General features: G+C 34.6%; 12 protein-coding genes. 2 read left to right on the top strand and 10 right to left on the bottom strand.

Annotated features, from left to right (window positions below; genetic code table 11):
* Window positions 1-8 precede the first annotated feature (8 nt).
* The 5 genes from SD1D_RS02460 to SD1D_RS02440 all read right to left on the bottom strand — a co-directional run bounded on the left by SD1D_RS02460 (window position 9) and on the right by SD1D_RS02440 (window position 6,189).
* Complete coding sequence (locus SD1D_RS02460) at window positions 9-638, bottom strand: MBL fold metallo-hydrolase (protein ID WP_058257452.1); 630 nt, start codon at window positions 636-638, stop codon at window positions 9-11.
* A gap of 31 nt (window positions 639-669) precedes the next feature.
* The gene (locus tag SD1D_RS02455) at window positions 670-2,955 is read right to left on the bottom strand and encodes a RelA/SpoT family protein (RefSeq protein ID WP_058259170.1); all 2,286 of its coding nucleotides are present in this window, start codon (window positions 2,953-2,955) and stop codon (window positions 670-672) included.
* 72 nt (window positions 2,956-3,027) lie between these two features.
* A complete protein-coding gene (locus SD1D_RS02450) occupies window positions 3,028-3,552 on the bottom strand; it encodes an adenine phosphoribosyltransferase (protein ID WP_058259169.1) in 525 nt (174 codons plus the stop codon).
* Between the two features lie 179 nt (window positions 3,553-3,731).
* On the bottom strand, window positions 3,732-5,489 hold the full coding sequence (gene recJ, locus SD1D_RS02445; RefSeq protein WP_330398627.1) for a single-stranded-DNA-specific exonuclease RecJ: 1,758 nt from the start codon (window positions 5,487-5,489) through the stop codon (window positions 3,732-3,734).
* Between the two features lie 13 nt (window positions 5,490-5,502).
* The gene (locus SD1D_RS02440; protein ID WP_058257451.1) at window positions 5,503-6,189 is read right to left on the bottom strand and encodes an SGNH/GDSL hydrolase family protein; all 687 of its coding nucleotides are present in this window, start codon (window positions 6,187-6,189) and stop codon (window positions 5,503-5,505) included.
* Between the two features lie 292 nt (window positions 6,190-6,481).
* Here SD1D_RS02440 and SD1D_RS02435 point away from each other — a divergent pair, with 292 nt between their 5' ends.
* Complete coding sequence (locus SD1D_RS02435) at window positions 6,482-7,351, top strand: DegV family protein (protein WP_058259167.1); 870 nt, start codon at window positions 6,482-6,484, stop codon at window positions 7,349-7,351.
* An 85-nt stretch (window positions 7,352-7,436) separates the two neighbouring features.
* On the opposite strand, the gene SD1D_RS02430 is transcribed toward SD1D_RS02435, so the two are convergent.
* The 4 genes from SD1D_RS02430 to SD1D_RS02415 all read right to left on the bottom strand — a co-directional run bounded on the left by SD1D_RS02430 (window position 7,437) and on the right by SD1D_RS02415 (window position 10,808).
* Window positions 7,437-7,646, bottom strand: coding sequence for a YdeI/OmpD-associated family protein (locus SD1D_RS02430; protein WP_058257450.1), 210 nt, complete (start codon window positions 7,644-7,646; stop codon window positions 7,437-7,439).
* 130 nt (window positions 7,647-7,776) lie between these two features.
* Window positions 7,777-9,531 (bottom strand): M3 family oligoendopeptidase, encoded by a 1,755-nt coding sequence (locus SD1D_RS02425; protein WP_058257449.1) that lies wholly within the window; start codon window positions 9,529-9,531, stop codon window positions 7,777-7,779.
* A 5-nt stretch (window positions 9,532-9,536) separates the two neighbouring features.
* Window positions 9,537-10,016: a methylated-DNA--[protein]-cysteine S-methyltransferase gene (locus SD1D_RS02420; RefSeq protein WP_087758728.1), complete on the bottom strand. Its 480-nt coding sequence runs from the start codon at window positions 10,014-10,016 to the stop codon at window positions 9,537-9,539.
* Window positions 10,017-10,211: 195 nt separating this feature from the next.
* The gene (locus SD1D_RS02415) at window positions 10,212-10,808 is read right to left on the bottom strand and encodes a nitroreductase family protein (protein ID WP_058257448.1); all 597 of its coding nucleotides are present in this window, start codon (window positions 10,806-10,808) and stop codon (window positions 10,212-10,214) included.
* Between the two features lie 240 nt (window positions 10,809-11,048).
* Between SD1D_RS02415 and SD1D_RS02410 the strand changes: the two genes are divergently transcribed.
* Complete coding sequence (locus tag SD1D_RS02410; protein WP_058259165.1) at window positions 11,049-11,504, top strand: MarR family winged helix-turn-helix transcriptional regulator; 456 nt, start codon at window positions 11,049-11,051, stop codon at window positions 11,502-11,504.
* A 77-nt stretch (window positions 11,505-11,581) separates the two neighbouring features.
* On the opposite strand, the gene argC is transcribed toward SD1D_RS02410, so the two are convergent.
* Window positions 11,582-12,553 (bottom strand): N-acetyl-gamma-glutamyl-phosphate reductase, encoded by a 972-nt coding sequence (argC, locus tag SD1D_RS02405; protein WP_058257447.1) that lies wholly within the window; start codon window positions 12,551-12,553, stop codon window positions 11,582-11,584.
* Between the last annotated feature and the right edge of the window lie 67 nt (window positions 12,554-12,620).

The raw sequence follows: 12,620 nt of genomic DNA, 5'->3' as shown, positions 1-12,620 counted from the left end.
TATATAATCTATAGATACGGATTAAAACTTTTTTCATGACCTATGGTGGTCGGTCTACCATGTCCGGGATAAATCTCTATATCATCTGAAAGGGTCATCAATTTACTTTGGATAGATTCTATTAATCTTTGATGATTTCCGGTAGGAAAATCCGACCTTCCTATACTTTCATATAAAAGAGTATCTCCGCTAAAAATTATTTTTTCCTCTTTAAGAAAATAGCAGGCTCCTCCTTTGGTATGCCCCGGTGTATATATCACCTTCCAATGTAGGCCTCCTGCCTGAAACTCTTTTCCATCCTTAAGTAAAATATCGGCTTCAACCATAACCTCTTCTCCCATATGAGCAGAGAGATTAAGATTGGAATCCTTAAGAAAGTCTGCCTCATCTTCATGGGCACATATGGGAGCCTTGGTAAGAAGCTTTAGATCATTTGCTGCTGTTATATGGTCAAAATGACCGTGGGTAAGTAATATCATCTTACATACCAGGTCATTTTCATTTAAATATTGATCTATCTTATTAACATTGTCAGCAGGATCAATTACAACAACTTCCTTTGAATTAGGAGCACTAACAATATAACAATTGGTTTGCAACATACCTAAAACCATTGTTTTTATATGAATTTTTCTCATATAATACCTACTTTCATTTAATTGCAATTAATTAACCGGCTGTACGTTCAATATCAAGTACGCTTTCTACATTACGTATCTTGTCAATAATCTCATTAAGTTGTTCCACTCCATTAATTTCAAAACCAATACTAATAGAGGCAGTACCCTGCTTACTGGTTCTTACATTCATGGATGTAACGTCGATTTTATTTTCAGTTAAGACCCTGGATATATCCACCAGGACACCGGTTCGATTATTGGCAAAGATCTTAATTTCTGCCGGATATACTCCTGTTTGTTTCCCGGCATTTACATCCCATTCGGCATCTATTAACCTTGCCCTATCATCCTCCGGCAAATTAATTACATTGATGCAATCTGTTCTATGAATTGATATCCCTCTTCCCCTGGTAACAAAACCGATAATTTCATCTCCCGGAACAGGGCTACAGCATTTTGAAAAACGTACTGCTAAATCATGGATTCCCTTAACTACAATACCACTTTTAGATTTGGTGGTAGGCAATTTATAATCCTTATTTCCTATTACCTCTTCAAGAATATTCTCATCGGTTATATTAAGCATATTCTTTTTACGGTGTTCTTCATATAGACGGTTAACTACTTGACTTTCTTTAAGTCCTCCATGACCTACTGCAGCCAGTAAAGAATCCCAGTCTTTAAAACCGTATTTTCTTAATACTACACCGGTATAATCTGGTTTCATCAGTTCACTAAGTACAATATTTTTGTGCTTACAATAACTTGCAATCAATTCCTTGCCTTTATTTATATTGTCCTCTTTTAATACGGATTTAAACCATTGATTAATCTTGTTTTTTGCCTGAGTACTCTTAACAATGGAAAGCCAGTCACGGCTGGGACCTCTAGAATTTTGAGAAGTCATAATCTCAACCCGGTCCCCGTTTTGAATTACATAGTCAATGGGTACTAGCTTACCGTTAACTCTGGCTCCCACCATTTTATTACCCACAGCACTATGAATGCTGTATGCAAAATCAATGGTATTAGAGCCCCTTGGCAAAGTCTTAACATCACCTGTAGGTGTAAATGCATACACACTGTCAGAGAATAAATCAAAATCATTTTTAAGTAAACTTAAAAACTCCCTATTGTCGGAAAGATCTCTCTGCCATTCTAAAACTTGACGGAGCCAAGTCAACTTCTCTTCTTCAGCACTGGAATTAACGCCCTTTCCGTCAGCCCCCTCCTTATACTTCCAATGAGCAGCAATACCATATTCGGCAGTTCTATGCATCTCAAAGGTTCTAATTTGAATTTCAAAAGGCTGTCCCTTAGGCCCGATTAAGGTGGTATGGAGGGATTGATACATATTGGGCTTGGGCATGGCAATATAATCTTTAAACCTTCCCGGAATGGGTTTATACATTTCATGGATAACACCTAAGGCGGCATAACAGTCCTTCAGGGAATTGACAATAATACGGACCGCAAATAGATCATAAATCTGATCTAAGGTTTTATTTTGATTTACCATCTTTTTATATATACTAAAGAAATGCTTTATTCTTCCGTCAATTTTTGCCGCAATTCCGGCTTCATCTATATGAAACCTAACATCAGCAACAATACTGTCTATATATGCCTGACGCTCACTCTTTTTAGTTGCAATTTTTTCTGCCAAATCCTTATATACTTCCGGCTCAAGATATTTTAAGGATAAGTCATCTAGTTCAACCTTAATCTTGGATATACCAAGTCTTTGAGCAATTGGGGCATAAATATCCATGGTTTCTCTGGCAATTTCTTTTTGTTTTTCAGGTCTCATATATTTTAAGGTTCGCATATTATGAAGCCTGTCAGCAAGTTTTATTAAGATAACACGGATATCCTTTGCCATGGCAAGAAACATCTTTCTAAGATTTTCTGCCTGGATTTCCACCTTATCTTTGGAGTATTTTAGCTGAGTTAACTTTGTAACACCATCTACCAGTAAGGCAATCTCATCGGTGAACATCTCTGCCACCTGCTCGATGGTAAAGTCCGTATCTTCAACCACATCATGAAGAATACCTGCTACAATACTTTCTTTATCAAGTTCTAGTTCAGCTAAAATATTGGCAACACACAGGGGATGAACAATATAGGGCTCGCCCGATTTTCTAAATTGATCTTTATGGGCATTCATGGCCAACTGGTATGCTTTTTCTAAAATAGAAATATCAGCGGAGGGATGATAGTCAATAACCTTGTCGATTAGCTTTTTATACAGTTGCTCGGGCGCAGTAAAATCAGCTGGCACTGATGTAGCTGCCGGCCTATATAATAAACTCCGATTCATATAATCATCCATCTTATCCATAATATCACCACCTGTGTCACAAAACCCATATACTTATTGCTAAACAAATTTTATTTAAAATTATTAATTTCCTTCGTACTGAATAACAGCTTCTACATCAAAGCCGGCCAATTTATCCCGGCCTTTTAGTCCTTTAAGTTCCATTAAGAAAACAATTTTTACAACTTCTCCACCAAGGCTTTTTATTAACTTGGTTATGGCTTCAATAGTTCCTCCTGTAGCAATCAAATCATCTATAATAACTACCTTTTGTCCAGGTTTAATTGCATCTTTATGAATTTCTATTGTAGCCTTGCCATATTCAAGATCATAATCCATCTCAATTGTTTCGCAAGGTAACTTTCCTTTTTTTCTTACCGGTATAAATGCTTTATTCATATTATAAGCAATAGGTACTCCAAAAATAAATCCTCTAGATTCTGGACCTACTATTACATCAAAATCAACATCTTTTAATAAATCCTGTATGCTGTCAATAGCCAGCTTTAATCCATCCTTATCTTGTAATACAGTTGTAACATCACGGAATATAATTCCCGGTTCAGGAAAATCCGGTATACTTCTTACGTAATCTTCTAACTTTTTCATCTTACACCCATACCTTTCTGAGGGCAAATTATCCTCTTGCCCCTTTATAGTAGAACATTATATCATTTATGACAAATCTACGCAAAGACAAATTAAAATTAATTATGAATTTGCCCTAACTTATATTAACTTTGTAGTTAAATAGTCTTATTTGTTTATTATAGATAAATTTCTTAATTTTATCTATAATTTTGTATGATTAGCTGTATGCTTTTATATCCCTTATATTCATTGATTTTAGGATAATAAGTAACGGTAAGTTTTAAATTTGATCCTCTTCCTGTTTTTAGACGCTGCACTTCATCTGGTCCGTATTTATCACTGATATATTTAAAAAAGCCATCTACATCTCCGAAATACAAGGCATCCATTTCTCTGCCATATGGATTCCTTACCCGTAATCGAATTCCGTTGGCATTTTTTCCTATAATCATAATAGATTTTATAGTTAAATCCTTTTCTGCAAATAAAGGCTTACTATTACCTGTTCCGAAAGGTTCAAGTAATTTTAGTTCATTTATCAGTTCTTCAGATAGATAGCCTAAAGGAAGTAAAATATCTATAGTAATTTTAGGTATGAGCATCTCAAATGTCAACGGGCAATTCTCATTAAGTGCCTTCCTTAATATATCTATATTTTCCGGTAAAAGTGATAAACCTGCAGCCATAGGATGACCACCCACCTTAATTAGTAGCTCCCTATGTTTTGATAGCTCTTCAATCATATTATATTTATCTATAGATCTTCCTGAACCTTTTGCATAGTCCGTAGAATCTGTTAAAATCAAGGTTGGTCTATGATATCTTTCGCGAATTCGCCCTGCAATTATTCCGGCTATACTCTCATGACATTCCGGTATATATACCACTAAAACCTTATCATCTAGCATATTGCCTTCTTCAATTAATGAAATTGCTTTTTCTACATACTTTGCTGTCATATCTTTACGGGCTTCATTTAAATTTTTAAGCTCACCAGCAAGCTCCATGGCTTCACTTTTTGTCTCAGAAAGTAATAATTTAAGTCCGATTTTAGCTGTATCTAGCCTTCCTGAGGCATTTAGGCAGGGACCTATAATAAAGCCCAAGTGAAAAGAGGATAAATCTTTTTTATTAATCTGACAGGCATCCATAAGTGCAAGCAATCCTATATTTCTTGTGTCCTTTAACAGTGAAAGTCCATGTTTTACTATTATTCTATTTTCATCAATTAATTCCATAACATCACAGACTGTAGCAATTGCCGTATAAGATAAAAGTTCCCTTAGATAGTCTTCCTTATCAGGTATTTCATATTGACTAAGTAGTGCCACTGCCAATTTATAGGTTATGGCTGCACCACATAATCCTGAAAAAGGATATGTACAATCTCTTCTGTGTGGATTAATAATAGCATCTGCTTCCGGTAGTATTACTGTATTATCATCTGTTTCAAGAAGGCTGTGATGGTCTGTCACAATTACCGTCATACCAAATTCTTTTGCCCTCTTTATCTGATCTATTGCTACAATACCATTATCACAAGTAAGCAAGGTATCTACATTATGACTTTTAGCTTCTTCCACCATTCGAATATTCATTCCATATCCGTCAATTATTCTATCCGGTATCTCATAGTCTACCTGTGCTCCCAGTTTTTTTAGGGTCCTATATAAAATATATGTTGCCACAATTCCGTCAACATCATAATCACCTATAATACGGATTTTCTTTCCGTGGGCTATCTTTTCTTTTAGGATATGGCAGGTCTTATCCATATCTTTTAAAAGAAAGGGATTATATAGATTATCAAGGCTTGGTTTAAGAAAAGTCTCTATATCTTTAGGATCCTCAAATCCTTTGTTAACCAGACATCTTGCCAATACCTCACTTATACCGCACTTTTCCATAATATATGTAAAGTCGGCTTTCCTATTCTTTATGACCCAGTTTTCCAAGCTGTCCTCCTATCTATAAGCTCTTTTCAATTTCCTTAATCTTCTGATATACAGCTTGAGCCAGAGCCCTATGACCTTCTTTATCTAAATGAATGGCATCCTTATCATCAGCTTTGGCATAATTTGCCGCATCCATGAAGTGACAGTTATACTTTTTAGCCAATTCTTTATACTCTGCTGCCAGCTTTCTGGATTTTTCTGCCCCGGCTAGTCCTCCAAAGGATTCACAGTATGGGGAATCTAAGATTTTATCGCTTATATGAATAGGAGAGATAATTAATATTTCATTATTATATATATTAGGATCACGTAGTATCTTAATTAATTGTTCCATACCATTAGCAATATCCTTAGGTGAGGCATTAAACCTTTCCTTTGTATCATTAGTACCCAGCATAATAATTACCAAATCCAAAGGCTTATGGGTTGCAATACATACTTCTAGATATAACTTTCCATTTGTATTTTTTATTTCTGTATCATCATAGACGGTTGTACGTCCGTTAAGCCCCTCTTCTATTACATAATATTCTATGCCTAAGTGTCTTTGAAGCAATCTTGTCCACCTAGTATTTTCATCATATCTTTCTCCACTAGCTGCTATAAAACCGTGGGTATTGGAATCCCCAAAGCACATAATATTCTTTAACATTTTTCCTTCAACCTTTCCATTATCTATACTAAAAAGTAGGCCTGACACAAACTCAGACCTACAATGTGTTGAATATAATGCCAAAATTTAATACAAATTATATATAGATATAATAACAAGAAAAACAGGCTTTTGTCAAGATAAGCCAGGCTTAAAATAAAATGGCTATAATATATACAAATAGCTTTTTTATGAAATAATATTGTATATATATGGTATAGTATGTTATAATGTATCATATCGTAATTAAAACCACTTAACAAAGACATGTGAATATTTGGGATAATATTAATGTGTTTTTATCAGACATAATTTTTAATGGAAGGATATGGTGAATAAAATGAAAGAATTTATTATCACTACAGACACTACTTGTGATCTACCAATTGAATATATAGAAGAACATAATATAAAAGTGCTTCCACTATATTATAGTTTTGATAATACTGTTTATGGTGATAAAATTAATCTTGATATAAAAGAATTTTATGATAAAATGCGCAGTGGAAATATGCCCACAACAATGGCCGTAAACCCCGATACTGCCAGGAATATTTTTTTAAATTTAGCCAATGAAGGGTACGATATATTACATATCGCCTTCTCTTCCCCATTAAGCGGCAGCTGCTCCGTAGCTGAAACTGTTGCCAGGGATCTTATGGAGGAAAGACCGGGTATAAAAATTAAAGTAATTGACTCCCTATGTGCCTCCTTAGGAGAAGGTCTTCTGGTTCATAAGGCTGTTATGATGAAGAAAGCCGGCAAGTCTATGGATGAGATTGTTAGCTGGCTTGAAGATAACAAGCTAAATCTATGTCATATCTTCACAGTCGATGATCTTCACCATCTTCGCCGGGGAGGCAGGATATCAAAGACTACTGCAATTATAGGAAGCTTAATTAATGTCAAACCTATTCTTCATGTAAATAATGAAGGCCGCCTTGTACCTTTAAATAATGTAAGGGGAAGAAAAAAAGCCCTCATTTCCTTAGTAGATCTGATGGAAAAAAGAATTGAAGGCTTTGAAAATGAAAATGATATTGTCTTTATAAGCCATGGTGACTGCTTAGAAGATGCCAATTATCTTGCTTCAATGATTAAGCAGCGCTTAGGTATAGAAAACTTCTTAATTAATTATGTATCCCCCACAATCGGATCCCATTCAGGACCGGGAACCATTGCTCTTTTCTTTATGGGTAATTCCAGATAAAAATATCAACAACTGCATAATTTTGCTCATATACTCATAAAAAAAGAAGGACAGTAAATATTAGTTACTTGTCCTTCTTTTTTCTCTAAAAGAAACTTCCCTTATGAAGATTACTTACAACTTCGGTAACCCGATTTTTTGCGTCTTCCCCTGTCTGGGCTCCTTCTATATAGTTTATCAGTTCCCTCTTTTTTTGATCAGATAGATTAGCAAAATTGTTCATAGCTTTCATATCCAAGGCCAAACGCATACCAAGCCCTATGGGCATATCTGACTTACCATCTATAAGAGTCATAAGTGCTCCTTTCCCACAACTTATTTTATAAAGAAAATACCTTTTCTAATACTTATTATGAAGGCTAAATGTTCTTTTTATGTTGCGGGATTATTTCCAATCCTAGATAGAAATAACATTTGTTTTTTACTTATGAAATCTTAACAAACTCTTCCACCAAAGCTTCTACTGCCTTTAAGCTGCTTCTCCAAAATTCTTTATCTTCTAAATTAATTTCAGCTTCCCTAGCTGCCTCTTCAACAGTACTTACGGTAGTGGCATTTAACAGGGCTTTGTATTTTTCAACAAATGCCTCTCCCTCTTTTTTATACTTCTCATACAAGCCTCTTGCAAACAAGCCTCCAAATGCATATGGGAAGTTATAAAAACTTAAGGATTCAGAATAATAATGACCTTTAACTACCCACATATAAGGATGTAGATAATTATGATCCAATCCGTCACCATAAGCTATTTTTTGACTCCTTAGCATAATATCATTTAATTCATTGGGGAATAAGAAGCCACTTTTGCTTCTTTCAAATACCTCTGTCTCAAATAAATATCTGGAATAAATATCACAAATAATCTGGGTAAGATCCTGTAACTGACTTTCAATCAGTGCCATCTTCTCCTTGCCACTGGTCTGACTAATGGCAGCTTCCATAATTAATGACTCATTGAATGTGGAGGCGGTTTCTGCTACCGGCATACTATAATCAGTATTTAGGGGTAAATGATCCTCAATATGCAGGCCATGGTAAGCATGTCCCAATTCATGGGCTAAGGTAATTACATCACTTAAACTTCCGCTGAAATTAGTCAGAATCCTGCTCTGCTTTACAAAAGTTAAATTACTGCAAAAAGCTCCCCCTACCTTACCTTTTCTAGGGAAGAAATCAATCCATTCTTCTTCAAAAGCCCGCTCTACCATATGGGCTAAATCATCAGAGAAACCTTTAAAATGACTTACTAGATATTCCCTTGCTTGTGGTACTGTAAATTTGCTACTGCTTTCTCCCATAGGTGCAAATAAATCATACCAAGGAAGACCATTTTCGTGACCCAATAGTTTTGCCTTATGCTTTAGATATTTGTGGAATACAGGCAGATACTCACGGATTGCACTTAACATAGCTTCTAGGGTTTCTCTCTTCATGTAAGATTGCTCTAAAGTCTGGTCAAGAGGTGATTTATAACCACGGAGATCACAAATTGTATTAACTTGAGTTTTAATATTATTTAGGGAGAAACTTATGGCATCCTTGATTTTTTCATATGCCTTAAGTTCTGCCTCATATGCATCCTTTCTAACAGAAGCGTCTTCACTATAAGCAAGATTACGAACTTCAGGGATAGTTATAGTCTTTCCTCGATAATCCACCTCTAAAATAGAAGTCAAATAACCCTGCATATTGCTCCAAGCTGAACCTGCAGATATATTTAACTTAGCTATTACTTCTTCCACATCGTCACTTAACAGATGTTTTGCTTCCTCTTTTATATTATTTATAAAGAATTCATAGCTCTTGATTTTAGGATGCTTTTCCATATACTTGTCAATATCTTTTATGCCTGCTATCCATTTTTTTATTACCGCAAGAGGCTTAGAAATTTCACTATACATCTTTTCAAGCTTATTTAGTTCATTGACAACTTGGCTGTCAGAAGTATTTACGGACTGCCTAAGGGAAAGATAAGAACCTAAAAAACCACCTAATACCTCTAATTCTTCCATATATTCAATACCGGTAATAAGAAGTTTTTCCTCTTCCTGACTATTTCCTAAAGATTTGCTAAAGCTTTCTATATTTTCAATTAAATTTTCCAGCTTTCTAAAATCTTCTTTATACTTTTCATCATCTAAACCCTTATAAAGAATATCCAAAGACCATTCATTATACATAGCTTCTACTTCCTTTCAGATTTTTCTAATTGTAGTAATTTTACTTTAATTTCAATGCCACCCCTGTAACCGATTAGGCTTCCATCAGATCCGATTACTCTATGGCAAGGAATTATACACATAATAGGATTATTATGATTTGCCATTCCCACAGCCCTGGCTGCCTTTTTATTTCCTATGATTTGGGCAATCTCCTTATAGCTTCTGGTTTCACCATAGGGTATCTGCAAAAGAGCCTCCCATACCTTTTTTTGAAAGCTGCTACCTTGAGGATTTAAACTAATGGTAAATTCTTTCCTAATCCCTTCAAAATATTCCCTAAGCTGACCGGCTGTTTCCTTAATTAGCTTAGTTTCCTCCATGGTATACTTTTTCAAATCTTCTTCATTAATATCACCTGCTAGGGTAACTTTATTTATTCCGATTCCATCTTCGGCAATAAAGATTTGTCCAATGGGCATATCATAAAAAAATCCAAAACCCACATCCTCACCTCAATAATTGTGGCATTAATTTACATCCAAAAACTTTCTATGTGTCTATATTGTACCACAAAATACAGATGACAAAAACAAAAAATGCATCTATCTAATATTAATAATTAATTAGATAGATGCAGCTTTATATATAAAATCATTTAAAATGATATAAATTTCTCAATGATTTTATATTAATTTACTTTATGAAAATACTTTAACTCTACCATCAATAGGAGCAAATTCTTTTTCCCCAGGCACTTCTTTTGGAGTTCCAAAAGGCATTTGGGCAAGAAGCTTCCAATGGTTGGGCAAATTCCACTCATTTTTTACCTGATCATCAATCAAGGGATTGTAATGTTGCAATGAAGCTCCAAGTCCTGCACCTTCTAAACTTATCCAGATTGTATATTGCAGCATACCTGAGGACTGAAGCGACCATACAGGAAATGACTCCTTATAAAGTTGAAATTGTTCCTGAAGTCCCTCTATAACAGCCTGGTCTTCAAAAAACAGGATTGTTCCATATCCATTTTTAAAACTATTAATCTTTTCATCTGTTGAGGCAAAAGATTGGGCAGGAACTATCTTTCTTAATTCCTCCCTGGTAATCTCCCAAAGCTTATCATGATTCTCTCCTAAAAGGAGAACTACTCTGGCACTTTGAGAATTAAAGGCTGAGGGTACATGTTTTACCGAATGTTCTATAATCTCTCTTATCTCCTGATTAGAAATGGGGGATTTTTTGTCTATTGCATAAAAAGTACGACGTCCTTCAACCAATTGCTTTAACTCTTTCATATTCTATACTTCCTTTCTACTAAATATTCTAGGTTTAATTTGTAGCTATAATCTATACTTTCAATTCTCCTGTTCATATTTTACAGTTTATATTGTTTACAATTTTATTTTACACTATTTTTTAAATTTGTCAATAGCTATTATTGACTTTTTTTAAATAATTGTATAAAATTTAATTGCACAGTGAAAATGTCTTAATAATATAGACTGCCCTAAACTTATAGAAGGAAGGTTATGATTATGAATACAAATAAATATGATATTTTAAAGCTGGATAATCAACTATGTTTTTCATTATATGTGTGCTCAAAAGAAATTATCCGCAAATACAAACCTATACTGGATCCTTATGGATTAACTTATACCGGTTATATTATCATGATGGCCTTATGGGAAGAAGACGGGATTACAATTAAGGAGTTGGGAAAAAAACTATTCTTAGATTCCGGAACATTAACACCTCTTTTAAAGAAGTTGGAGATGCAAGGCTATATCTTACGCAACCGCAGTAAAAAGGATGAGAGAAATGTTTATATAAGACTTACCGAGAAGGGAAAATCCTTAAAGGATGAAGCCTTAAGTATTCCGGATAAGCTTTTATGTACTTTAGATATGGATATGGATGAAGGTATGAAGCTGCTAAATAATCTTCATAAAATGATGGAGCTTCTTACAGCTTCTGAAGATAGCCAGTGATAAATTATCCGGTAAATATCATTAGAAAAAACCTATGGTAATATGGCCTTAGTATAGCCATTTTACCATAGGTTTTTTTATAAATTTAAATCTTCTTCATAGCCCAGCATTAGATTCATATTTTGAATTGCAGCCCCGGAAGCTCCCTTACCCAGATTATCAAGTCTGGTAATTATCATAGATATATTTTTCTCATCATTGCCTATAACAAAGATCTCAGCCAAATTTGTATCATTACAAGCCGTAATATCCAAACCACCATCAAATATATATTTATAGTCCCCTAAACTCTCTTCATCTATATACGGCATTACTTTTACAAACTTTTGATTCTTATAGTGATGGGCCAAAACATTATAAAGTTCTTTTCCTTTAAGCTTCTTATTAAGTAGACTTGTATGAATTGGTATGATTGTTGCTAATCCCTTATAGTAATTGGCAACAATGGGAAGAAAAATCGGACTGTTTACTAAACCTGTATGGACCATCATCTCTTTTAAATGCTTATGGTTAAGCCCCAAGCTATAGGGTCTGGGAGCCTTTGTATAGGGATTGTCTTTATTCTTGTCTTCATACTTTTCAATTAAATTCTTACCCCCACCGCTGTATCCGGTAATACTTTGACATGACACAGGATAATCTGCAGGCATAATATTATTTTTAATTAAAGGATATAATGATAAGACAAAAGCTGTGGCATGGCAGCCCGGATTACTTACCCTCTTACTGTTTTTTATTTCTTCTTTATGGGAAGGAGAAAGTTCAGGAAGTCCATATGTCCATCCTGATATAGTCCTATGGGCTGTACTGGCATCTATAATCTTAGTACTTGGATTTGTAACCAAAGATACTGCCTCCCTTGCCGCCTCATCCGGAAGACATAAAAATACTAAGTCAGCCTCATTTAAGCATTTTTTTCTTTCATTAATATCTCGGCGTTTATCATAATCGATTTTAATTAATTCAATATTATCATACTTGCTAAGCCGTTCGTTAATACCCAGTCCGGTGGTTCCACTAAGTCCGTCTACGAATATCTTCTTTTTCATAATAATCACCTACAGTTAAATATATGTTGTATATTTATTCATTTCTTTTTATTAATATACAACACTC

The organism is Herbinix luporum (genome assembly GCF_900070325.1).
GTDB lineage: Bacteria > Bacillota > Clostridia > Lachnospirales > Lachnospiraceae > Mobilitalea > Mobilitalea luporum.
This window is presented reverse-complemented; position numbering and strand designations above follow the sequence as displayed.